The following is a 23,791-nucleotide window of genomic DNA, read 5'->3' on the forward strand; positions in this document are numbered from 1 at the left end:
GGAGCACGGTATGGCATTTTCTGGTTTACGGGGCGCATCGTCTGGGCTGTTGGCCGTCCTTAAAAAAGGTTCACGGCTAGGTCGTCGCAAGCCTAAAGACAAGAACACCCCGGCACTGGCACAAGCTGCCCAGGAAAGTGCCAGTCCTCCTATTGCCTCACTGGCTCCGCTACACAAGATCATCTCGCAGTACCTGGACCCGAAAGATGTAGAACGGGTACGGGAGGCCTATCGTTTCTCCGATCAGGCCCATCTGGGGCAGTTCCGCGCCAGTGGCGAACCCTATATCTCGCACCCCATTGCCGTCACGGAAATCTGTGCGGGCTGGAAGCTGGATACCGATGCCTTGATGTCGGCCCTGCTTCATGACGTGATCGAAGATCAGGACGTCACCAAGCAGGAACTGGCTGAAAAGTTCGGGACCGATGTGGCCGAGATTGTGGACGGCCTGTCCAAGCTGGAACGCCTGGAATTTGCCACCAAGACGCAGCAACAGGCCGACAGCTTCCGCAAGATGCTGCTGGCCATGTCGCGTGACGTGCGCGTGATTCTGATCAAGCTGGCCGACCGCTTGCACAATATGCGCACCCTGGATGCGGTCAAGCCGGAAAAACGCCGCCGCGTCGCCCAGGAAACGCTGGATATTTACGCTCCGATCGCGCATCGCCTGGGCCTGAACGCCCTGTTCCGCGAGCTGCAGGATCGCTGCTTCAAGGCGATCTACCCCAATCGCTACAAGGTGCTGCACAAGGCCTTGCTGGCAGCGCGTGGCAATCGCCGTGAAATGCTGGGCAAGATCACCGAAGCCGTCAAGATCGCCCTGCCTGCTGCCGGGATTGATGCCGAAATTTCCGGCCGTGAGAAGTCGCTCTACAGTATTTTCTGCAAGATGGTCGAGCAGAAGAAGTCCTTTTCGGACGTGCTGGATATTTACGGCTTTCGCGTCATTGTGCATACCCTGCCCGAGTGCTATTTGTCCTTGGGTACGCTACACCAGCTGTATCGCCCCGTACCGGGCAAATTCAAGGACTACATTGCCATCCCCAAAGTGAATGGCTACCAGTCCCTGCACACTACCTTGATTGGCCCCTACGGCACCCCTGTCGAGTTCCAGTTCCGCACCCGCGAAATGGACCACGTGGCAGAAGAAGGCGTGGCCTCTCATTGGCTGTACAAAGAAGACGACGTCACCCTGAACGATCTGCAAAAGCGCACACACCGCTGGCTGCAATCCTTGCTGGATATCCAAAGCCAGACAGGCGACTCCACAGAATTCCTGGAACACGTCAAAGTTGACCTGTTCCCCGATGCCGTTTACGTCCATACGCCCAAAGGCAAGATTATTTCCCTGCCTCGTGGTGCGACTCCGGTGGACTTTGCCTACAGCATCCATACCGATATCGGCAATCACGCTGTTGCTTCCAAAATCAATGGCGAGTTTGCCCCACTGCGCACCGAGCTGAAAAGCGGTGACTCGGTAGAGATCATTACCTCCCCCGCCGCTCGCCCAAGCGCTCAGTGGCTGAACTACGTCCGTTCGGGCCGCGCCCGTTCGGAAATCCGCCATTACCTGCGCACGGTTAAATACGAAGAATCCGTGGCTTTTGGCCGCCGTCTGCTGGATCAAGCCTTTGACCAGCTAAGCCTGCCACATGCCACCGACGACGATCCCAACTGGGACAAACTGGCCAAGGGTTCGGGCGCCGCATCCCGTGAAGAAATTCTGGCCGATATTGGCTTGGGCAAACGTTTGGCCGCCGTCGTGGCGCGCCGCTTTGCTCCAGAAAACCCCTTGCTGGAAACCACTGCGGCCGAGTTTGACGAAATTAACGCCAACACTTCTGCACCGATTCTGATTCACGGTAACGAAGGTCAGGCTGTACAGCTGGCACCGTGCTGTGGCCCCCTGCCTGGTGACGCCATTATTGGCGGCATCCGTCTGGGTCACGGTTTGGTTGTTCATATGGCTGAGTGTGCGGTGGCACAACGCGCCCAGGCCAAAGAGCCCGAACGTTGGGTTCCTGTCATGTGGGACAGCAATACCGCCCGCCACCTGTCCACCCGTCTGGATGTCACTGCAATCAACGAGCGTGGTGTTCTTGGCCGTCTGGCTGCTGAAATTACCGATGCTGACTCCAATATCCTGCATATTTCCATGCCGGACGAATCGGCTGCGACCTCGGTACTGCACCTGACCGTTCAGGTTGATAGCCGTACTCACCTGGCGCGCGTGATTCGCGCCATCCGTCACGTACCGCAGGTTCAGAAGATTGTGCGTGTGAAGGGCTAAACCCGCTTGCAAACCAGCTTTCAGCCGTACAAAAAACGCCTGCTCAATAGCAGGCGTTTTTTATGGTTCAAATACGATCAAAGTCCGCTACTAGGCCAAGGTCTCGCGCACATGTTGTTCCAAGGCCCGAATAAAAATATCCACTGGCTCATGCGCATAGTCGTCCTGCGGCAAGAATAGAGAGACGGACGGCAATGCAATTCCGTCGAAAGGCAAAGGGACTACTCGCACGACGCCCTGTTCGCTGAATTGTCGGGCTGAAATAGAACCCAGCAAAACCAATGCCTGGTTCTCGCGTAGCACCGCCAGGTTCGCCAAGGTCAAGGTCGACTCCAGCAGACAGCGAGGCTCCTGAAAGCCCTGACGGGCCAACCAGAAAGCCAAAGTACGACGCAAAGGAGCACCTTGAGGGGGCAGGACCCATTCATAGCTCAGGGCATCTTCCCAATCCACCGTTGATTTGGAAAAAATAGGGTGCTGCGGCTCGGCCACCATCACAATAGATTCGTTATACAAATGCAGGGTGTCAAAGTCTTCCAGGTCCTGGCTATCCAGCACCCGACCCAAGACACAATCCAGGCGCCCATCCCGCAAACGCTCCAATAAACTGGCGCTGCTACCCTCCTCGATACGCAAAACCACATCCTGAGCAGCCGCCCGCATGGCGGCCAAGGCTCCCGGAATCACCGCCCCGCAGGCCGGCGACACCCCCACTCGAACCCGACCCTTTGCACCTTGCTGGGCGACCTGAACCTCTTCGCCCAAACCATCAACTAGCCCCAGAAAGCGCTGAGCACGCTGCACCAAGGCCGCACCGGCTGCAGTGGGTAGTACCCCACGATTACTGCGTTCATACAAAGTGGCACCAACCAAGGACTCGGCCTCCAGCAAAAGCTTGCTGGCCGCCGGCTGGCTCATGCCCATCATTTCTGCCGCATGCTTCAGGCTGCCATGCTCACCCAATGCTGCCAGCAACTCCAGATGTCGCAAACGAATACGACGCGACAAGGGAGGAAGTTGGGGGGAAATACCTGTATCCACCATATCTTTACTCTCCGTAAGCAGCTTCTCTGCTCCCCAGAAACCGAGCAAATTGAACTAAGGTTTGGTGCAGCGCCGGGTCACCCCGAACATGGGGGCCCGGGAGCAAGAATGCAGGGACATCAATGCCTGAGTCACCTGCTAGTTCAATCGGCCTCACCACTCCAGCCTGCTGCATAAAAGACGCCTGAGCCGCTGGCAAGCAGGCCACGGCATCTGATTGGGCCACTACTGTACTCAGACCGTGCCCGGCGGGGATCTTCCAAATGCGCGCAGGCGCTTCCATGCCGACCTTGGCCGTCCAGTCCTGGAACGCCCGGTGCCAAGAAACCGCTAACGTTGGCAAAATCCAATCCAAAGCCTGTACATCCTTGGGACTCAAAGACTTACCCGCCTTCAACAAGGGATGATGCGTTCTTAAAACAGGCACCACGCGACTGCTGATCCGTAACTGTCCAGTCCATTCATCATTCATAGGCTCGTCCAGCAAAACAGCATCGAGGTCCGCCTGAAGCAAAAGCGGCAACACCTGTTCAAACTCCAGATCCAGCAAACGCAGCTTCAAGGATTGGGACTGACGCCAGCGCACAAAGGCATTGCCAAGCGCCATGCCGTGTAAATCCGATATATAGCCAATCTTGAGAACAGGGGCTTGTTTCTCGTGATGCCCAGCACCCCGATCAAGTACATCCAGCAAATGCCCCACACGTCGTAAAACCAATTTCCCTAGTGCTGTTGGCTCGATGCCTTGCCGACTGCGTGTAAACAGAGCCGCAGCCATCTGCGCCTCGATCTCGGCCAAGGCCTTACTGACTGCAGATTGGGTCAAGGACAAATCGCGCGCAGCACTATGGATACTGTAATTCCGCCCTAAGGCGGCCAAAACCAAGAGCTGACGCGGTTCAAGCCGCTTCATCAGGCACGGAAAAACACAAAGAAAAATTCGTTTCTGGTATTCATCATAGTTATAACAAGACGTGAATTTTTCATTAACTGGGAATGGATGGCCGAGCATACCATGAACTTCATGTTCAACAGTTACCCGGATTTATCTATGTTTTCCCTTAAAACCCTGCTGATCGACCAAGCCCCTGTGGCCTGTTTATCGATAGACGGAAAGGACTACTCCATTACCGCCTTGTGCCAGCGTGTGAACTCCCCGGCCTTGCCTGACAGCGTGCTTGATCTGCTGGCACAGTGGGAGACGAATCTGCCCAAACTAAAGAGCTTGGCTGAGCAAGCGACAGCTCATACGGACCTGATTCTGAGCGAAGCAAACGCCACCCTGCCGCCCGTGCTGTATCCCGGCAAGATTCTGTGTGCCGGTGCCAACTACTACGACCATCTGCAAGAAATGGGTGTGCCCGCAGAGAAAAAAGACCAGCGCCTGTTCTTCTTTTCCAAGCCCGCACGCCAGGCTGCCATTGGCGACGGCCAGTGCGCCGCCATCCCCAAGAACTGCCAAAAATACGATTGGGAAATTGAACTGGCCATGGTGATCGGCAAAACCGCCAAGGACCTGACACTGGAAAATGCGATGGAGCACGTGGCGGGCTACACCATTGCCATTGACCTCTCGGCCCGGGACTTTGCCCGCGCCCCCGAGCAGTTCTACAAATTTGACTGGGTCGCCGCCAAAGCCAATGACGCCAGTTGCCCCATCGGCCCTGCCCTGATACCCGCCTGCTTTGTCAGCGACCCGCAAGATCTGGATCTGAAGCTGGAACTGAACGGCCAGATCAAACAGGAGGCCAACACCTCCGGCATGATTTTTGACCTGCGCGAGCAACTGGTGCGCCTGACAGAAATCATGACGCTGGAACCTGGCGACATCGTCCTGACAGGAACCCCAGCGGGTGTCGGTGCAGCACGAGGCGAGTTCCTGGCCCCCGGCGACCAACTGCACGCTCACATCAGCGGTCTGGGCACCCTGAACACCACGATTGCCTAATCCTTTCTTTTAATCATCAGGAGATCAACATGAGCATTGAACGCTTTCACCAAAACAAGAACATGAGCAAGTACGTCATTCACGACAAAATTGTGTATATGTCGGGGCAAGTCGCCATGGACCCATCCGGCTCGTTCGAAGAACAGCTGCACCAGATTCTGAGTCAGATTGACGAGCAATTTCAGGAAATCGGCATAGACCGCAGTCACATTCTGCGTGCCATGATCTGGATCGACGACTACAAGAAATGGCCCTTATTGAACGAGATCTGGAATGCCTGGATTCCCGCTGACAAAAAACCAGCCCGTTCCTGCGTTGAATCCAAACTCGCCTTTCCACAATACCAAGTCGAAGTTGAAATAACCGCCGCACTCTGATTTCAAGGCAAAGCGCGACATCGGGAGACATTATGAAAAAAATCAAAATAAATGTGGGCGCAGCAATCATTACTTCCTTTCTCTGCGCAGGGGGCATGGGGACGGCTCAGGCTGACTCGGCGGCAAGCGCCAGGATTCTGGTTGGCTTTCCAGCCGGGGGAAATGTGGATCTGGTCGCAAGACTGATTGCCCCTGATCTGTCCAAAGCATTGGGACGACCGGTGATCGTGGACAACCGACCGGGAGCCTCCGGGCGACTGGCAATCAATTTGGCCACCACCTCGGCACCTGATGGCTCAACCTTTATTTTGACTCCCGGAGTGGCGCTCACCCTCTATCCGCATACCTTCACCGAGCTACGCTACGAGCCCTTCAAGGATCTGGCTCCTGTCAGCAATGCGGTGAACTGGAACCTGGGGCTGGCTGTGCCCAGCAGTTCGGGCATCAAGAACTTTGCGGACTATGTGCAAAGCATCAAAGCCGACCCGAATCAAACCTTTTTTGCCAGTTCCTCTACCGGCAGCGGTCAGCATCTGGCCGGACTGTACTTGGGACAGACTCTGGGCGTAGCACTGGAACATGTAGGCTACAAAGGAGCCAGCGAAGCCATCGTGGCTCTGGTTGGCGCACAAGTCCCGGCAGCGGTACTGAATATTGGAGAGCTGATCCATCAATCCGAAGCAGGCAAGATCAAGGTACTGGCGCTATTTGACAGCAAGCGGGACCCCTTGTTGCCGGACACCCCTTCCATTGCCGAGCTGGGTTATCCGCAATTGGAGATCAATGGCTGGCTGGCCTTCTATGCGCCTGCAGGCACCCAGCCTGAGCTTGTACAAGCAGCACAAGCGTCCATTGCCACGACCTTGAACAATGCCGCGGTAAAAGAAAAGTTGCGTTTGGCGGGCATGCAAAGTGCCAGTAGCACCCCCGAGGAGCTGGACGCCAAAGGCAAGAAAGAGTTCGAGCATTGGCAGACAGTCATCCAAAGCCTGCCAAACTTCAGCAAGTTTTAAACAGGAATCAAACCGCCCTCGAAAAGGCCCAGGCAGGCAGCGGCAAGCTCAGCAATCCACTTCCGACCTGCCTTCAGCCTGCAACCTGCTTCAAGGGCAAAATAAGGCCTAGCTAAACGCCAACGTAAGCCACGCACAGGCCGTAGGCCAGCACGCCAGTCAGTGTTGAACCCGCAATGCCACCTGGCCAGCGCCGGCCCAGCAGCACCCCAGCCAGACCTGCCAGCAAAGGCGGCAAGTCCAGGGACATATGTTCAGGGCGCAGCAAGGAGATCAGGGACACAACCAGCAAGGACACCACACCTGCCGGGCCAATGGCCCCAAACAGGCGTGGCCAGATCGAAACGCGGCTGGGGTCCACCTTGCCTTGTCGTCCACCCAGACGCAAGGGCAAGTAACGAATCAAAAATGTGCCCAGACCCGCCAGCACAATCATGAGCAGAAAACTCCAATCCATCTCCACTCCTTAAGCGCGGCGCAGGGCCATCAAACCACCGGCCAGCATGCCGACAATAATCGCCAGATATGATGGCAAGAAAGCCATGGCCAGAACAGCCCCTACAGCGGCAGCCACCAACACCGGCAAAGGTGCAGATCGGCGGATTTCCAGCAACAGGGCAAAGAACAAGGCGGGCAAGACAAAACCCAGCGTCTTTTCCAGCACGGGAGATTGACCCAGCAAATCGCTGGCGAAGAAGGCCCCCACGGCGGTGCCCAGCACCCAGGACAGGTAAGAGCCCAGTTGCAAGCCGCAGTACCAGGACTCCTGCTCCTGGGCCGGTTGGCGGGCTACTCCGGCTGCAGAAGCGGCAAAGACCTCATCGGTCAGGCCAGGCGCCATGAACAGACTGGAGACAGTTCTTGGGCCGGTAAAAAAGCCCATCAAGGTTGGGCCATAGAACACATGGCGCAGGTTCATGAGCAGCACAATACCCAAAATGCTGGGATAGGCGGCGCCTGCCACCAGCAGACTGATCAAAATGAACTGACTGGCCCCCGCGTACACGATCAGGGACACCATCACTGCCAGCCAGGGTGACAAGCCCGCGTGCACAGCGGTCAAACCAAAAGAAATCGCGACGGGGACATAGCCCAGGGCGATAGAGGCGCTGTCTCGCAAGCCCCGTCGATATGCCGAACCGATAATCATGAAAAACCTTGCAGGGCCTGCCTAGGCCTGGAATGCACCAATAAAGATGGCGGGGTCCACCCGTGCGTTATTCAGACTGACATTCCAGTGCAAATGAGGGCCAGTCGCACGGCCCGTTGCGCCGGAACGCGCCACCACATCGCCCCTGCTGACACGATCACCCACGCGCACATCAAAAGCCGACAAGTGACAGAACATGGTGATCAGGCCCTGACCATGATCCACAAATACGGTTTTACCGTTAAAGAAGTAATCCGCCACGATGGTGACAATCCCGTCAGCAGGCACTTTGACCGCCGTGCCGGTAGGTGCGGCGAAATCCAGACCCGAATGCGGGTTACGCTCTTCACCATTGAAAAAACGGCGCAAACCAAACGGACTGGTCAGGCGACCCGGTACCGGCTTTTCAAAGACCACATTGCTGGGGCCTTCTGTGCGGAAGCTGGCATATGCCTGCATCTGCTCCTCGTATTCGCGCTCAAAACGGGCTTGCTGTTGCGGATCCGGATTCACATGCGACTTGTTTTTCAGGGTGATGCGCTGCTCGCGGTAACGCTTGCTGCCAACCTGAAACGCCACGCCCGACTGTCCTTGCACGGATATGCTGTGCTGGCCTGCTTGGGTTTTCAAGTCCAGTCCGACAATCGCTTTCCAACGCTGATCAGCATCCTGAATCACCAGCACACGGTTGCCATTGAAGTGCACCACCGGCGCTGAGCCACCCGCTCCCAGGTCCAGCACAGCCACCCCGCCCGGCACAGGGCGATGCAAGGTGCGTTCGATAAAAGTGCCCTGACCAGGCGCAGCATAGGCCAGGTACGGTGCCGTCAGGCCCCAAACAGTTGCGGCGCCTAAAAGGCGCCGCCGTACCAGGGAAATATCAGTGTGATTCATCAGAATGCTCTTTGAAAAACACCCCTGGAGCCTGCTGGCTCCAGGGTTACAGGCTCTGATTCAAGCCGCTTTATTCATTTTCACCTGTGGAGGTCAACCCTTTTTCTGCTTCTGGCAGAATCTGAACCTTCTCTTCCACACGCATGGCTTGCAGAACGGCCTGGGTCTCCGTGCGGGCCATGGCTTGGGTCAACTGTGCTGTCAGCATGTCCAGCCCAGGGTTGCCGGACTTGCCGGGCTCATGGCTCAGAATCTGCACCACGGTGTAGCCCTGGGGCTGGCGATCACCCACATAGGTAGGCAGCTTGTCCACGGGGTTGGCCAGAACCTTGTTCAGCAAGGCTTCGTCCATCTCGGGGAATTCCGCACGGCTCACGGCAAACTGGGCCGAGAAGTTCTCAGGTTCGGTACCCGCTTGCAACTGCTTCAGGTAGTCCTCACCGGCCTGAACCGCCAAGGCAGCCGCTTTTTCACGGCGCAGGTTTTCCTCAGCAATAGTGCGTACTTTATCCAGTGCAGGCACATGAGCCTCGGTAACGTCGGTTACGCGCAGGGCAATCAAGGTGTCAGGCGATACTTCTACAACGCCTGCATTCTTGCGCGAAGCCAGAGTTTCGGCATTGAACAAGGCTTGGCGAACACGGCTGTCATCCAGCACGGCTGCATCAGGGCTCTTGGCGGCAGCCAGATCACCTTCAACTTGCGAAGCAGGAATCAAACCTTGGCGGCTGATGCCTTCAGCCTGCTTCAGAGTCAGGCCCAAGGCATTGGCGGCGGCTTCCAGATTGTCTTCGTTGTCGTAAACCAGATTAGTCAGCTTGCTGGCCATATCGGCAAAGCGCTCGGAAGCCAGTTGCTTGCGCACTTCGTCCTGCACCTTGCTGCGAGCTTGCTCGAAGGACTCGCCTTGTTCGGGCTGAACTTCGTTACTCTTGAAAATATGGAAACCGTTGGGGCCTTCAATCACGCCCGACACATCACCTTTTTTCAAGGCAAATACAGCGCTTTCCAGCACGGACGGCCAGGAGCCTTTGCTGATCCAGCCCAGTTCGCCACCTTCACGGGCGCTACCCTCGTCCTGGGAGTTGGCACGGGCCAGGTCGGCAAAGCCTTCTTTATTGGCCTGGGCTTTTTCAGCCAGTTCGCGAGCCTTGGTCTGGGCCGCTTCACGTTCGGTATCGGAGGCACCGGCAGGCAATGTCACCAGAATGTGACTGATGTTCACACGGCCAGCCTGCACGTAACGAGCCTTGTTTTGCTCGTAGTATTGCTTGAGCTGATCGTCGGTAGGTGTCGCCAGATCTTTGGAGGCCGCTGCTTCATTCAGCAGCAGGTATTCCACTTTGACTTGCTGGGGCAGTTCCAGCGATTGCTTGTTGGCGTCATACCAGGCTTGCAGATCAGCATCGCTGATCTGAACCTTGGATTCGAAATCACGGGTCAGGAAGCTGCGTGTGCGTACACCACGCTCTTCGGTCAGGGCGATTTCCAGCTTGTTCATCACGCTGGGCAGCATGGAGGAGCTGGCAGCCACGGGACCGAGCACGCGTTGCAGGGCCATCTGACCGCGCTGGCTTTGCTCGAAATCACGGGTATTGATACCTGCCGAAGCCAGAACCTGGCTGTAAAGGGCGGGCGAGAAAGAACCGTTTTCCTGAAATTCCGGCATAGTGGCGATGTAGTCGCGCAGGGCAATGTCGGAGACGTTGAAGCGAGCGGCAGTAGCCACTTCAATTTGCACACGCTGATCAATCAAGGATTCCAGCAATGCACGACGGCTTTCCAGGCTGTCAGCCTGGGCCAGATCAAAACCGGAAGGATTGTTACGCTGCATATCGTCCAGCTGCATGCGGCGCGCACGATCAAATTCCTGGGACGTAATGGCGCTATCGCCAACTTTGACAATATCGCTATCGCCCGAAACGTAGCTGGAGTAGCCGCTGACACCGATCAGTACAAAAGACGGCAAAATCAGCACTAACAGGACCAGCTGCATGACGCGTTGGTTCTTACGGATAATCTCGAACATTAATCATCACCTACTTTCGCTTGCAGCAGGGCGCTGCGGGTGGCGCATCAGGCCGGTAAGCCGGCTCGGCCTGAAAATATACCGTATATGAAAACCGTACAGTGTACAGCCCCGGTTAAAATAGTACATTGGCTTTTTATCACGCCTCTTGCGAGTCCGCCATGTCTTCAATGAATCATCACTGGCCCTACCCCGCTTTGATCGCCCACCGTGGCGCCGGCAAGATTGCCCCGGAGAACACCTTGGCCGCCATTCGGGTCGGTGCCCAGAACGGTTTTCGCATGATGGAGTACGACGTCAAACTAAGCCGTGATGCGGTTCCCGTGCTGCTGCACGATGACGAGCTGGACCGTACTTCCAATGGTCAGGGTATTGCTTCCAGGCTAACCTTGGCCGAGCTGTCCGCCCTGGACTTCGGTGCCTGGCATTCCTCGGCCTACGCCGGGGAGCCCATGCCCACATTAAGTTCGATAGCCGCCTTCACCCTGGCCAATCAGGTTCACAGCAATATCGAAATCAAGCCGACCACCGGGGACGAAGCCGAAACAGGCCGACTGGTCGCCCTGGCCGCCCAAGCCTTGTGGGCGCAGGCCAGCTTGCCGCCGCTGCTGTCGTCCTTTTCTGAAGAGGCTCTGGAAGCAGCCCAACAAGCCGCCCCCACCCTGCCCCGTGCCCTGCTGATTGAAGAGGAGGTTCCGGCCGACTGGCCCGATCGTCTGGAGCGTCTGGGCTGCATGGGTCTGAATTTGAATGACCGCTTTGTCACTCAGGCTTTGGTTCAGGCAATTCGACAAAAAGGCTATACCGTGGCTGTCTGGACCGTGAACGATGCTGAGCGGGTGCGCGAACTGCTCGATTGGGGGTGCAATGGCATTTTCACTGATAAAGTCACCACCATTCGCCCCGACACTCTTTAATTAAACCGCAACACCAGGATTTCTCTTGTTCAGTTACCGTCACGCCTTTCATGCTGGCAATCATGCAGACGTGCTCAAGCACGCCACCTTGCTGCATATCTTTAATTACTACGCTCAAAAAGACAGCGCCTTCAGCATCATCGATACCCACTGTGGTGCCGGTATCTATGATCTGGAGCACGACTGGGCGCAAACCAAGGGCGAGTTCTACGACGGCCTGGACCGGGTCTTGCAGCAGGACGACTACCCGGAGCTGGTGGAACACTATATTGATGCCATTGCCGACCTGAACCCGGACGGTACCGCGCGCTACTATCCCGGTTCGCCTTGGCTGGCGCTGGAGCGTTTGCGCACGCAAGACAGCTTTCACGGCTTTGAACTGCACCCGTCCGAATTTGAAGTTCTGAGCGATAACGTGGCGCAGTTGTTCCCCCAGGGCAACCGTCGGGTGCGTCTGTATCCGGAAAATGGGTTTGAACAGTTGGGCCGCTTGCTACCGCCGCCGTCACGACGTGCCATCGTGGTGATGGACCCCTCTTACGAGGCCAAATCCGACTACCAGCAGGTCTTGAACAGCGTGAAAAACGCCCTCAAGCGCTTTGCTCAAGCCTGTATCGTCGTGTGGTATCCCATTGTGCAGCGGCCCGAAGTGCAGGCCTTGCAACGCAAGCTGGAGCAACTGGATACGCCCTGGCTGCATGTCAGCCTGTCGGTTCGTGCTCCGGCCAAAAATGGGTTGGGTTTGCATGGCAGTGGCCTGTTCATCAGCAATCCTCCCTGGACGCTGCTCAAGGCTCTGGAACAAAGCATGCCGTGGTTAACAAAAACGCTGGCCCAAGATGACAAGGCCAGCTTTCAACTTCGTCATTCGGGGCTGTAAGCCACCCGTTTGCCTTTAGGCCAGGCTCTCGGATTCTTTCATGTAGCGCCACTGGCCCATAGGCAGGTCGCCCAGCACCAGATCGCCAATACGCACGCGCTTCAGACCCACAACCTTCAGGCCGACCAGTTCACACATGCGGCGAATCTGGCGTTTCTTGCCTTCGCGCAGGATAAAACGCAGTTGGTCATCGTTCTGCCAGGACACTTGGGCTGGCAGCAAGGGCTTACCGTCCAGGCTCAAACCAAAGTTCAGCAGTTCCAGACCGCGCTCGCTCAGCTTGCCGGTTACACGCACCAGATATTCCTTGTCGATGACCGAGTCTTCGCCAATAATCTGCCGCGCAATACGACCATCCTGAGTCAGGATCAGCAGGCCGGTGGAATCAATATCCAGACGACCAGCCGGAGCCAGACCGCGCAAATGCGCCGGGTCAAAGCGTTGACCACCGCGGCCACCCTTGTACTGCGTGGCGGCACCGATCAGGGAAACCGCATTGCGATAACCGGCTTCGGCTTGCCCCGACACATAGCCTACGGGCTTGTGCAGCAAGATAGTGGCACGTTGGGTCTGACGCTGACGCGCTTGTTTTTCCAGTGTGATTTTCTGATTGGGGTAGGCTTTGCTCCCCAGTTCAGAGACGATTTGACCGTCCACACGAACCCAGCCGCGCTCGATGAAAGCATCCGCCTCACGGCGTGAACACATGCCGCGCTGGGCCATTAATTTTGAGATACGTTCTTTTTCCATGAGCGCTATTTTATGGCTTTGGCGATAATACAGGACATGAAATTTCCCTCCAGCACAAAAAAACCCTGGCATGAGCACGTTCACCCCTCTGCTACCCCCGCTCAAAAGTACTGGCTACACCGTCCCGGCGCCCTGACTGGCGGTCTGCGCCGCTTGGGCAAGGTCGATCTGGAAGTGGTCAGCGAATACGCTTGCCGCTTGAACCCGCAAGAAGCCGCTTTGATTCAAAAGCCGCCAGGCACGCTGGCCTGGATACGCGAGGTGTCCATGGCGGTGGACGGAATCCGCTGCGTGATTGCCCGCAGTTTCACTCCCCTGCCCGCCTCACACAGCGTCTGGCAAGGCATACGGCGGCTGCGTAGCCGTCCGCTGGCCGACATGCTTTATAACGATGCCCAGATACAACGTTCCGCCTTTTTAAGCTGCCGTTTGAATCGCGGCATGAGCTTTTTTCGCACGATTGAGCGCGCCCTGAATCCCAGTGGCGAGCCGGTTCCGCAGGCTCAGCAGATTCTGTCGCGCTGCTCCGTCTTCTGGCGGCACGGTCAACCCCTCCTGGTGGCCGAATCCTTTATGCCAGCCTTCTGGGCACGCGGTGCTACACTGGTTTAGCTCAAATTCAGCATTAGCTAATAAAACAAAGTTATATACAGAACCAGACCATGTCTACGCAAGCCGATCCAAGCCGACGCAACGCCTTTATTCTTTCCGGGATGCAAGCATTAGGCGGGGCAAACCCGGCCTTGGTGGTCGCACTCAGCAGTCTGGTGGGCCAAAAAATGGCCAGCAGCCCGGACCTGGCGACCTTGCCGGTAGGTATTTTCAACCTGGGTCTGGCTGTGGGCATTTTGCCAGCGGCCTACCTGATGCGCCGCTTGGGGCGCCAGGGTGGCTATATCATCGGTGCCTTGCTGGGCATAGGGGCGGGCCTGCTGGCCGCCGCCGGGATCTACAGCCTGTCCTTTGTCATGTTCTGTGTGGGCACTCTGCTGGCCGGGCTGTATGCCTCTTACGTACAAAGCTATCGTTTTGCCGCGGCCGATGACGCCAGTGATGCCTTCCGCCCCAAGGCCATTTCCTGGGTCATGGCCGGGGGGCTGCTGGGCGCGATTATCGCCACCCAGACCATTATCCATACCCAGGACATTTGGCCGGAGCACCCTTTTGCCGCCGCCTTCCTGGCACAAGCTGCCCTGGCGGCCTTGGTCCTGCCCTTCGCCTTTGGCCTGCGCCTGGCACCGGGCACACGGAATCAGCAAGAGAAAATCCCCTACACCGGACGCCCGTTACGCGAGATTGCCTCCAATAGCTACTTCATCATTGCGCTCCTGGCCGGAGTCGCTTCCTATGTGCTGATGAACTTTCTGATGACGGCTTCGCCCTTGGCCATGGTCATGCACGGCCATAGCCTGAAAGAGTCCACCTTGGGGATTCAGTGGCATATTCTGGCCATGTTCGGCCCCAGCTTCTTTACCGGCAATCTGATCAAGCGCTTTGGCAAGATCCCCGTCACCTTTGCGGGCGTGCTCTTGCTGGGACTGGCCAGCATTGTGGCGCTGCTGGGCATGACGGTGCCGCATTTCTGGGTGAGCCTGATTTTGCTGGGTCTGGGCTGGAACTTCGGGTTTATTGGTGCCACCAATATGGTGGTGGACTGCTACCGCCCGGAAGAGCGTGGCCGTGTGCAAGCTTTGAATGACTTCATCATCTTTACCTGTGTGGCCTTGTCTTCCTTCACCTCGGGCCGCGTGCTGGCCGTGTATGGCTGGTATGGGGTCAATACCTGGACGCTGCCGATCTCGGCCGTAGTCATGCTGGCTTTGGCCTGGTTGTACTTCAAGAATAAGCGTCAGCCCTACTTCGCCAGTTAAGCAAAGCGACAGCTCATGAAAAACGGCCCCCAAGCCTTGGATTTCATCCAGGCTTGGGGGCCGTTCCTCTTGCGTTCAAATCATCGGTAAATAAGCAGGCTTGGGGCCGCGAGGAAACTGAGCGTCCAATGCCTGAATATGCTCGGGCTGCAGCACCAGATCCCCGGCAGCGGCATTTTGCTGGGCATGAACCGCGCGCGAGGCCTTGGGAATCACAAACACATTGGGGTCACGCAGCAAAAAAGCCAAAGCCACTTGCCGCGCAGTAGCCTGATAATGGCTGGCAATCTCGGCCAAAAAGGCCCCGCCTTCTGAATTCGGCTCGGGGAAATCGTCGTGACCAAAGGGACTGTACGCCACCACGCTGACTTGATGCTCCCGACACCAGGGCATAACCGCGTGTTCAATGGCACGCTCGTTCAGGTGATACAAGACCTGATTGCAGGCAATTTCACCCGGCCCCACGATGTCGTACAGCTCTTCCAGATCCGGCACGTCAAAATTGCTGACGCCCCATTGCTTGATCTTGCCTTGCTGAACTAGCCTGTCAAAGGCTGCGCAGGTTTCTTCCAAAGGAACCTGACCGGGCCAGTGCAATAAATACAGATCCAGGTAGTCCGTACCCAGACGCTTCAGGCTGGCCTCGCAAGCGCGGATTACACCCTGACGGCTCGCATTGAAGGGCAAGACCTTGGACACCAGAAACGCCTCGTGCCGACGACCTTGCAGGGCCTGACCGATCAAGGTTTCTGCTTGCCCGTCACCATACATCTCGGCGGTGTCGATATGGTTCATGCCAGCGTCCAGCCCGGCCTGAAACGCGGCCACGCTCTGCGCCCAATCGGCCTGCTCCACATACCAACTGCCTTGGCCTACACGCGAAACACGTGGTGCCGACCCTAGTTTTTCATATCGCATCAGCTTGTCCTTCCATAACTACTGTCCAAACCAGCCCAACTGCGACCCCCTCACAAGGCGTCGCGACCGCTCTCCGAAGTACGGATACGGATAGCCTGCTCGACCGGCGTCACAAAAATCTTGCCATCGCCAATTTTGCCCGTATGGGCGGCTTTGATAATGGCTTCGATGATTGCATCACAGCGATCGGCCGCCACCACGATGTCCACACGAATCTTGGGCAGAAAATCCACCACATATTCGGCACCGCGATACAGCTCGGTGTGGCCCTTTTGACGACCAAAGCCTTTCACTTCAGTCACGGTCAAGCCGTTAACATCCAGCTCTGCCAGGGCTTCGCGAACTTCATCGAGCTTGAAGGGTTTGATGATGGCCGTAATTTGTTTCATGGTTACTCGCACGTCAAATTTAAAGAGGATCTTTGGCAGCGCCCGGCAAGGACGGGCGATGACTTTCTGCTGCCAGACTCAAGCCCAGGCTCAAGTCGCGACCGGTAGGCGACTGGAACAGACGCAAGCCAAGCTCAGGCAGCACCGCCAGAATGTGGTCAAAAATATCGCCCTGGATGCGCTCGTGGTCCACCCAGGCGGTTTTATTGGTAAAGCAATACACCTCGATAGGAATACCGTCCGCCGTGGGCTCCATCATGCGCACCATCTGAATCATGTCCTGATGGATTTCAGGGTGACGCTTGATATAAGCCATGCAGTAAGCACGGAAGGTGCCCAGATTGGTCAGACGACGGTAATTGACCGCATCCAGACCGGCACGGCTCAATTCCTGATTGGAACGCTCCAGATCTTCTTTTTTCTCGTTCAGGTAATCGCGCAGCAAGGCAAAGCGCGACAGGCTATCGACTTCAGTCGGCGTCAAAAAACGAACGCTGGAGGCATCAACGCTCAACGTGCGCTTGATACGGCGGCCGCCTGACTCAAACATCTGACGCCAGTTGCGATAGCTCTCGGAGAACAGCTTGTAGGTGGGAATGGTGGTGACGGTCTTGTCCCAGTTCTGGACCTTGACCGTGTGCAGCGCCATATCAATAACAAAACCATCCGCCCCGGCCTGCTTCATTTCGATCCAGTCGCCGATGCGCAACATGTCATTGGTGCTCATCTGCGTGCTGGCCACCAGCGACAGCAAAGTGTCTTTAAAGACCAGCAAGAGCACCGCCGACAGTGCACCCAAACCGGAGAGCAACAGAACGGGCGATTGATCCAGAATGATGGAGATCATGACAATAATGCCAATCGCCCACACCGCTATCTTGGCCACTTCCACATAGCCCTTGATGGACTTGGTGCGCCCTTTGCTGGAATTGGCGTAGACCTCTTGCCAGGCCCCCAACAGGCTGACAATCGCCATGATGAGAAAGACCAGAAAGCCCAGCAAGGCCACCCGCTCTATGATTTCCAGCAAGGTCTTGGCCAGGGGCAGCAAGGTCAGATTGGAGCTGACCACCAGCAAGGGCACGGCATAGCCCACATTGCGCACAAAGCGCTTCTTGACCAGGGCACGCGCCCAATCGTCCTTGCCCGCCACTTTCAGCAAACGCCGCACCAGGCGCGACAGCACGGAACTGGTCAACCAGCTGACAATCCAGACCAGCACCGTCAGCATGGCCAAACCGGCCAAAATCTGTACCCAGCGATCCTGCGGTAAATACGCTTCGATCCATTGCCATCCCAACAAATCGGCAAAGGTGCGTTCTTGCTCCATGTATTCTTCCTTGTCCAGCCAGCCCCAAAAAGGGCCGGCATGGTTTCCTAGAGTCTGAAAACTATCTAATATACTGCACAGCGTCTGTTTCCTGCGGGACTGGATGACCTGCGTCAGCCCGTCCGATCCACTATAATTGCCCTCTATGTCATCAAACACCCCCTCCTCTTCCCAAGACCAGTTCGCCAATAAGGCCATGGCCTGGTCGGCTCGTTTTTCCGAGCCCGTCTCTGACCTCGTCAAACGCTACACAGCGTCAGTGGACTTTGACAAGCGCATGGCCCGCTTTGATATTCAGGGTTCCCTGGCCCACGCCAGCATGCTGGCCGCCGTCGGTGTGATCACCGAGCAGGACAAGGCCGACATCGAGCGCGGCATGAGCCAGATTCTGGACGAAATCGCCCAAGGCCAGTTCCAGTGGTTGCTGGATCTGGAAGACGTGCACCTGAACATTGAAAAACGTCTGGTCGAGCTGATTGGCGATGCGGGCAAGCGCCTGCACACCGGCCGTTCGCGCAATGACCAGGTCGCCACCGATATCCGCCTGTGGCTGCGCAATGAAATCGACATTGCCCTGGACCTGCTGGCCCAGATGCAGCGCAAGCTGGCTGAGTTGGCACTGGCTCAGGCAGACACTATTTTGCCCGGTTTCACCCACCTGCAAGTGGCACAGCCCGTTACTTTTGGCCACCATTTGCTGGCCTACGCCGAAATGTTCCAGCGCGACGCCGAGCGTCTGCAAGACTGCCGCAAGCGCGTGAACCGCCTGCCATTGGGCGCAGCCGCTCTGGCCGGCACCAGCTACCCGATCGACCGCGAAATGGTTGCCAAGCTGCTGGATTTTGACGATGTGTGCCGCAACTCGCTGGACGCTGTGTCGGATCGCGACTTCGCCATCGAATTCTGCGCCGCTGCGGCCCTGATCATGACGCACATCTCCCGCTTCTCCGAGGAGCTGGTGCTGTGGATGAGCCCACGCGTTGGCTTTATTGATCTGGCTGACCGCTTTTGCACCGGCAGCTCCATCATGCCGCAAAAGAAAAACCCTGACGTTCCCGAGCTGGCCCGTGGCAAGACCGGTCGCGTCAATGGCCACCTGATTGCCCTGCTGACTTTGATGAAAGGCCAACCGCTGGCCTACAACAAGGACAACCAGGAAGACAAGGAAGGTCTGTTCGATTCGGCTGATACCATTCGCGACACCCTGACCATTTTTGTAGACCTGATCTCCGGCATCAAGGTCAAGCCAGAAGCCATGCGAGCTGCTGCGCTGCAAGGTTTTGCGACTGCTACTGATCTGGCCGACTACCTGGTCAAGAAAGGCCTGCCTTTCCGTGATGCCCACGAAACTGTGGCCTTGGCCGTGCGTGAGTGCGAGCAACTGGGTTGCGATCTGGCCGATCTGAAGCTGGAACAGCTGCAGAAGTTCGACAGCCGTATCGAGTCGGATATTTTTGGCGTGCTGACTCTGGAAGGCTCGGTGGCTTCACGCAAACACATCGGTGGCACCGCCCCCGAGCGTGTTCGTATCGAAGCACAACGCATTCTGGATCGTATTCCAGGCTGATAAGAGCTTCGGGTGAAAGCAGAAAAAGCCGCTCCTGTTCTAGGAGCGGCTTTTTTACAGGAATCGACTCAAATTTGATCTGACATGTTTTGTCAGTTGCGTTAGGGTTAAGACTGGAACTGCTGTTTTCGGCCAGGAGCGGCCGGTAGCTGAGAGTAAATGCGGACGCTCAACGTTAGACATAACTGGAGCGCAGCGGAGGAAATTTAATAGCTTTGCTTTTGGCGTCCGATTGATGGAATTGTTAGGATTGCTTGATTGCGTCGTCATCAAGCATATCAACAAGGTCTTGGATTTTTGCGAAAAGTTCGTCATAGGTGATGACTGTAACGCCCACATTTGCTCGGAATAGGTCAAACGATGCCCGTTGTGGCGCCGACAACCTCTCATGCTCCAGGTTTCCAGCGACAACCATACATATAGGGTCAAAGGCTTCAAAGCTCAGAGATTGTTCTGCTCCTCGCAAAGAATGAAAATGCTTGATAAGGTGATTCCTATAAGTGAGCGCCTGAATGATCGCCCCACTTAGTTCGTCGCTGATTGAGAAAATATCTGATCTGTACTCTCTTCCAATTAGCTTCGTTGCAGGAGTTTTGATTTCAACAACCACTGTATTTTTTGTGCTCTTGGTTGCATAGACAAAATCAACAATCTTCCCGCCGGAGTTCGAGATACCTTTTCCGCCGACATAACTCTTATCTGCGATTTGGATTGTGCAATTGGGAATGGATTGAGCAATTATTTTTGGATTGGTCTTGAATAGCTCATGCCAAAACTCTTCACTGCCGTTAGTTGTGTTGATTTGCCAAGTGGCTAAGCAATCGTGGAAATTAGTTAGTTTTCTCCCCAGGGAGGCTAAATCAGGCCTATTGCTCTGTGAACTACTTATGGCGTTTTCGTGCTGTTCTCGGACCGCTTTAAGCCATTCGACGCTGTAATCTTCCGGACGAGCATCAACGAGCCGATGATGCGCAGGGCATAAGACGATAAGATTATCAAGCTCTGCCATCTCCCTCCCGTTTGCCGTGGCAGAGTCCAGACTCACGTGACTGGGGCTATATCTCGGGCCGCCCGGTGAAATCGCCTCGATATGACAAACTTCGGCTATAGGCACTCCAGTCGAATCAATTAACTCTATGTTGCACCCAGGAAACGAGCATTTATTTCCTGCCTTGGTTAGCAGAAGGCGTTTGGCGGCGGCGCTATTTCTACGGTAGTTCGACATATGATGGAAAGAAGTCCTAACGGAATGTAGACCGCATCAATCCGCAGGCCATATCTGGAGCTTACGGTCTAAATTGGCACAAAAAGAGCTTGGAAAGGAGCTTGCAACCTAGCTTTTTGGGGAGGTTACTGTATGAAAACTCAATCCCAAACTCAACCATGCCTCCTTCTGGGTGTTGCGCGCCACACGGTTGCCAGATCAGGTCCACGTGTGAGTTTATTCCAAGCACTATAACCTGCCCACCGAACAGGTTCGTGTACAACTAGAGCGCATATTGGTGAAATGGCATGGTTTGCAGCATCTGCGAGACATGGGGCGGAAGGAGATCGAGCGTTTTCTGAGCATGTTGACTAACGAGAGGCCGGTGAGCTTGCAGCTTGGGTGAAGGACGGCTTTGGGGCTTGTATCTGGATGGCGGCTCAGGGGCGTTTTCTGCCCGATAGATCTGCCAGCCCCTGTCAGATCAACCTGAGTCAATACATTTGCCGCTTCGACCTACTTCCACTCCTGCCTGCCCGGATTTGCAGCTTAGACTTCGTACTCAGCTTAGCTGCTGATACTGGCAAGCTATCTTTACTAACGACATCTCCTGACCTGCTAACCCCCCTAGCAACGATCGAAAAAGCGGCACCGCCCCCAAAGTGCAGGTGCCGCACTCGACGTTAAGGCTGAGGCTGAATCAACAGCATCGTGCTGCTTTGCGCATTACGACGAATGTCCGTATGCGTCACATCCATAGTCTTGCACTCGAAGTTCTCGTACAACTTCAGCTGATCCTCATAATGCGGGCTGCGCACGCCATTGCGATCCGTGAATCCGCTCTGACCGGGTGGCATGGCATCACAAAACTCCACACCTTGAGCATTGAACACCACACGATTATTTTCCGTTCCACGGTTCTGATAGCCTGTGAATGCAAAGGTATTGCCCGACGTTGTTTGCGGGGTTCCCGTGAAGTTCTTGTCACTGAAGCGATGCACTGACGTAGGCAAGGTCCAACGTGCCATCTCAGCGCCCTGCTCCTGGCTCAAGCGCACCTGAGCGTCTATCAGAGCCTGATGCATGATCTCTTGAGAAGATCGATCTCCAAAGACATTCACACGCTTGGGATCAGGATTGGCTTCCAGCGCCAAAGCACGCAACAGGACCTTGGTCCCCATGCTCAAGTTGATCGAACCTGGATTGGGGCCTTTCTGTGTAGCAAACCCTGTCTGGCTGTACATGGCACGATGCGATTCAGGCACCACCGGCATCAAGACCTGCTTGTACAGCTCCTCCAGCCAGGTCTTGAACAACACGCGTGCTGGCCCGGCATTGTGCCCATCCTGATCTCGTTCCATACCATCCCAGGCCAACAGGACGTCCAGTGCCGCCTTGCCGGAATCCTCGGCCGACAACTGCTGCGCCAGCTTTTCCAGATGTGGACGGAAATAGCGCCAGTTCACATCGCTATAGGACGCTTTTTTATTGAACTCCCAAATCTCCTGCACGCTATGGACGTCCTTGTCCTGATACTGGCTGGTCAACTCGTTCATGCGGTCGCCATAGGTCCAGTAGTAAGTATCCGTATTAGTTTTATCCGGCGCGGGCTTGTTATTCCAGTTGACCAGATAGCCTTGTGGCGGATTGTAGGCTTTAGGAATCGCGTCAAAACTCTTGATGCCCTGCCACTCCATGCTGCCGTCCCCTTTGGCTGGCACGCGGATATCCTGATCGGCAGGACGCTGAGGCAAGAAAGCAGGAGAGACATAGCCGATATTGCCATGCTTGTCGGCGTAGTACCAGTTAATGGAAATCGCCATCTTGCTGGCCTGATCCAGAAACTCCGTCCAGTTGCGCGCCTTGGCTACATTCAGCCAAGCCAGCAAGGACTGCACCTCATAACCATCCCAGCTGCGTTTCTTGCTGTAAGCCGTGCCCTGTTCGTAATCAAACTGCATCACGGGGCCGTGTACGGTGCGCCAGATCGTCATTTCACGATCAGCCTGACCGCGTACCTGGATACGCTCCTTGCGTTGCTCCATCGTGCGCCAGGCATTGTTGAACCAGTACTGATCAGCACGCGCCGGATTCAGTTTCTCCTGGTACATATCCACCACGTCCTGAGGGCCAGCAGTTGCCCCCCAGGCAATCTCGCTATTGGTACCGAACAGAACAATCGGATAAGCAAAAGGCGTATTGCCCACCACATCAAAGCCCGCGCCGTGCAGGCCAATACCGTAGGTATAAGCCGGGTTGTACCAGCCAAACTGCGGGCCGTTGATCAGAACCGTAGAACCATCCTGAACGCGCTCGGGGCGGGTGCTCCACAGATTACTGGCTTTAGGTGCAAAGTCCGGGCCACGGCCACCCCAATGCTTGTCCTGACGCTCCAGCTCGGCAGCCAGCACTTGTGAAGAAACATGAGCCAGACTCTGCGTCCCTGCTTGCGCCTGTGGCTTGCGCTCGGCAGCGGGTGCCGGAACGGTGGTGGGGGCTGTTGTGTCATTGATCCACAGCAGTTCATCAAACAAGGCGCGGCCACGTTCCGGGCCGTGCTGTTTTTCCAGAGACTGACGCATGGCCAGCGCGGTGACCTCCAGGTTTGTGTCCGAGAAGCGATTAGCCATGGAGCCGACCCAGATCATGACCACATCAAAGTCGGTCAACGGCTCGGGCTGGAAATCAAAGTCTATGTATTCTTTAGGCAGCAGTTCTGGACGACGGCGCACCTGCTCCAGATAGGCGTTATAGCCATCGGCATAGCCACGGAAAATATCGCGCTCATCCTTGGACAAGGCTGCTATCTGCCGCTGAATGGAAGCCGGGGTGAAGTTCTGACGCACCTGCATGTCGTACTTGACGTAGACATCCTGCTCGCCAGGACCCAGAACGGCGGCTGTTGTGCCTACAAAGGAGCGGCGCGCCATATCCATCTGGAACAGACGGTCTTGGGCGACCGCATAACCATAGCCGTAATACAAGCCATAGTGGCTGTCAGCAAAGACGTGCGGCACACCATAGCTGTCACGCATCACCTCTACCGACTGCACCTGCGCATGGGCCGGTGCCCCCGCAAAACCCAAGATCAAACCAGCGGCCGTAACCCCTGTACGAACAAGCCCTTTCTGCATATCTGTCCCTTGTTTTTATGATACTGAAAATTATTATGAACCTAAAATATTGAAGCCAATACGAATAGGAAATCACAATGTAAAAC

At 56.0% G+C, this 23,791-nt stretch carries 22 protein-coding genes; 10 read left to right on the top strand and 12 right to left on the bottom strand.

Translation table 11 applies throughout. From position 1 onward, the window contains the following. The first annotated feature begins 10 nt into the window (after positions 1-10). On the top strand, positions 11-2,290 hold the full coding sequence (locus M2Q46_RS04435; RefSeq protein WP_302356832.1) for a bifunctional (p)ppGpp synthetase/guanosine-3',5'-bis(diphosphate) 3'-pyrophosphohydrolase: 2,280 nt from the start codon (positions 11-13) through the stop codon (positions 2,288-2,290). 90 nt (positions 2,291-2,380) lie between these two features. On the opposite strand, the gene M2Q46_RS04440 is transcribed toward M2Q46_RS04435, so the two are convergent. Both M2Q46_RS04440 and M2Q46_RS04445 read right to left on the bottom strand, forming a co-directional pair. After that, positions 2,381-3,334 carry a LysR substrate-binding domain-containing protein gene (locus M2Q46_RS04440; protein ID WP_302356833.1) on the bottom strand — a complete coding sequence of 318 codons (954 nt, stop codon included), beginning with the start codon at positions 3,332-3,334 and terminating at the stop codon, positions 2,381-2,383. 4 nt (positions 3,335-3,338) lie between these two features. Next, positions 3,339-4,346, bottom strand: a complete 1,008-nt coding sequence (locus M2Q46_RS04445; protein WP_302356834.1) for a LysR family transcriptional regulator — start codon at positions 4,344-4,346, stop codon at positions 3,339-3,341. A gap of 39 nt (positions 4,347-4,385) precedes the next feature. Here M2Q46_RS04445 and M2Q46_RS04450 point away from each other — a divergent pair, with 39 nt between their 5' ends. The 3 genes from M2Q46_RS04450 to M2Q46_RS04460 are packed head-to-tail and all read left to right on the top strand — an operon-like array spanning position 4,386 to position 6,672. Next, on the top strand, positions 4,386-5,282 hold the full coding sequence (locus M2Q46_RS04450; protein ID WP_302356835.1) for a fumarylacetoacetate hydrolase family protein: 897 nt from the start codon (positions 4,386-4,388) through the stop codon (positions 5,280-5,282). Between the two features lie 29 nt (positions 5,283-5,311). Then, a complete protein-coding gene (locus M2Q46_RS04455; protein ID WP_035271782.1) occupies positions 5,312-5,659 on the top strand; it encodes a RidA family protein in 348 nt (115 codons plus the stop codon). A gap of 32 nt (positions 5,660-5,691) precedes the next feature. Continuing rightward, complete coding sequence (locus M2Q46_RS04460) at positions 5,692-6,672, top strand: tripartite tricarboxylate transporter substrate-binding protein (protein ID WP_302356836.1); 981 nt, start codon at positions 5,692-5,694, stop codon at positions 6,670-6,672. 112 nt (positions 6,673-6,784) lie between these two features. Here the strand turns inward: M2Q46_RS04460 and M2Q46_RS04465 are convergent, their stop codons facing one another. From M2Q46_RS04465 to M2Q46_RS04480, 4 genes are all read right to left on the bottom strand, one after another. After that, positions 6,785-7,129 (bottom strand): AzlD domain-containing protein, encoded by a 345-nt coding sequence (locus tag M2Q46_RS04465; protein ID WP_009457110.1) that lies wholly within the window; start codon positions 7,127-7,129, stop codon positions 6,785-6,787. Between the two features lie 9 nt (positions 7,130-7,138). Further along, positions 7,139-7,822, bottom strand: a complete 684-nt coding sequence (locus tag M2Q46_RS04470; protein ID WP_009457111.1) for an AzlC family ABC transporter permease — start codon at positions 7,820-7,822, stop codon at positions 7,139-7,141. A 21-nt stretch (positions 7,823-7,843) separates the two neighbouring features. Then, positions 7,844-8,716 carry a M23 family metallopeptidase gene (locus tag M2Q46_RS04475; protein WP_009457113.1) on the bottom strand — a complete coding sequence of 291 codons (873 nt, stop codon included), beginning with the start codon at positions 8,714-8,716 and terminating at the stop codon, positions 7,844-7,846. A gap of 70 nt (positions 8,717-8,786) precedes the next feature. Continuing rightward, entirely contained in the window at positions 8,787-10,745 is a 1,959-nt protein-coding gene (locus tag M2Q46_RS04480; protein ID WP_302356837.1) for a SurA N-terminal domain-containing protein, read from the bottom strand. Between the two features lie 170 nt (positions 10,746-10,915). On the opposite strand from M2Q46_RS04480, the gene ugpQ reads away from it, so the two are divergent. Together ugpQ and M2Q46_RS04490 are read left to right on the top strand one after the other, a co-directional pair. Further along, positions 10,916-11,662 carry a glycerophosphodiester phosphodiesterase gene (gene ugpQ, locus M2Q46_RS04485; RefSeq protein WP_247966871.1) on the top strand — a complete coding sequence of 249 codons (747 nt, stop codon included), beginning with the start codon at positions 10,916-10,918 and terminating at the stop codon, positions 11,660-11,662. 25 nt (positions 11,663-11,687) lie between these two features. Next, positions 11,688-12,542, top strand: a complete 855-nt coding sequence (locus M2Q46_RS04490; protein WP_009457117.1) for a 23S rRNA (adenine(2030)-N(6))-methyltransferase RlmJ — start codon at positions 11,688-11,690, stop codon at positions 12,540-12,542. Between the two features lie 15 nt (positions 12,543-12,557). Here the strand turns inward: M2Q46_RS04490 and M2Q46_RS04495 are convergent, their stop codons facing one another. Continuing rightward, the gene (locus M2Q46_RS04495) at positions 12,558-13,292 is read right to left on the bottom strand and encodes a pseudouridine synthase (RefSeq protein ID WP_042480926.1); all 735 of its coding nucleotides are present in this window, start codon (positions 13,290-13,292) and stop codon (positions 12,558-12,560) included. Between the two features lie 36 nt (positions 13,293-13,328). Between M2Q46_RS04495 and M2Q46_RS04500 the strand changes: the two genes are divergently transcribed. Together M2Q46_RS04500 and M2Q46_RS04505 are read left to right on the top strand one after the other, a co-directional pair. Beyond that, a complete protein-coding gene (locus tag M2Q46_RS04500) occupies positions 13,329-13,904 on the top strand; it encodes a chorismate lyase (RefSeq protein ID WP_250755756.1) in 576 nt (191 codons plus the stop codon). Between the two features lie 50 nt (positions 13,905-13,954). After that, entirely contained in the window at positions 13,955-15,163 is a 1,209-nt protein-coding gene (locus tag M2Q46_RS04505) for an MFS transporter (RefSeq protein ID WP_035271794.1), read from the top strand. A gap of 75 nt (positions 15,164-15,238) precedes the next feature. Here M2Q46_RS04505 and M2Q46_RS04510 read toward each other — a convergent pair whose 3' ends face one another. Genes M2Q46_RS04510 through M2Q46_RS04520 form a run of 3 tightly spaced genes read right to left on the bottom strand, consistent with a single transcriptional unit; the run spans position 15,239 to position 17,800 of the window. Next, complete coding sequence (locus tag M2Q46_RS04510; protein ID WP_302356838.1) at positions 15,239-16,081, bottom strand: aldo/keto reductase; 843 nt, start codon at positions 16,079-16,081, stop codon at positions 15,239-15,241. 50 nt (positions 16,082-16,131) lie between these two features. Next, positions 16,132-16,470 carry a P-II family nitrogen regulator gene (locus M2Q46_RS04515; RefSeq protein ID WP_003799650.1) on the bottom strand — a complete coding sequence of 113 codons (339 nt, stop codon included), beginning with the start codon at positions 16,468-16,470 and terminating at the stop codon, positions 16,132-16,134. 19 nt (positions 16,471-16,489) lie between these two features. Beyond that, positions 16,490-17,800 carry a mechanosensitive ion channel family protein gene (locus M2Q46_RS04520; RefSeq protein WP_060185150.1) on the bottom strand — a complete coding sequence of 437 codons (1,311 nt, stop codon included), beginning with the start codon at positions 17,798-17,800 and terminating at the stop codon, positions 16,490-16,492. A gap of 145 nt (positions 17,801-17,945) precedes the next feature. Here M2Q46_RS04520 and argH point away from each other — a divergent pair, with 145 nt between their 5' ends. Beyond that, on the top strand, positions 17,946-19,367 hold the full coding sequence (gene argH / locus M2Q46_RS04525; RefSeq protein WP_302356839.1) for an argininosuccinate lyase: 1,422 nt from the start codon (positions 17,946-17,948) through the stop codon (positions 19,365-19,367). A 244-nt stretch (positions 19,368-19,611) separates the two neighbouring features. Here argH and M2Q46_RS04530 read toward each other — a convergent pair whose 3' ends face one another. Next, positions 19,612-20,376 (bottom strand): Shedu immune nuclease family protein, encoded by a 765-nt coding sequence (locus M2Q46_RS04530; protein WP_302356840.1) that lies wholly within the window; start codon positions 20,374-20,376, stop codon positions 19,612-19,614. 451 nt (positions 20,377-20,827) lie between these two features. On the opposite strand from M2Q46_RS04530, the gene M2Q46_RS18750 reads away from it, so the two are divergent. Continuing rightward, positions 20,828-20,977: a hypothetical protein gene (locus tag M2Q46_RS18750; protein WP_367997717.1), complete on the top strand. Its 150-nt coding sequence runs from the start codon at positions 20,828-20,830 to the stop codon at positions 20,975-20,977. A gap of 277 nt (positions 20,978-21,254) precedes the next feature. Here the strand turns inward: M2Q46_RS18750 and M2Q46_RS04535 are convergent, their stop codons facing one another. Further along, positions 21,255-23,705, bottom strand: coding sequence for a penicillin G acylase (locus M2Q46_RS04535; protein WP_302356841.1), 2,451 nt, complete (start codon positions 23,703-23,705; stop codon positions 21,255-21,257). Positions 23,706-23,791: the final 86 nt, after the last annotated feature.

The organism is Alcaligenes sp. YSL9 (assembly GCF_030515105.1).
GTDB classification, from domain to species: domain Bacteria; phylum Pseudomonadota; class Gammaproteobacteria; order Burkholderiales; family Burkholderiaceae_B; genus Alcaligenes; species Alcaligenes phenolicus.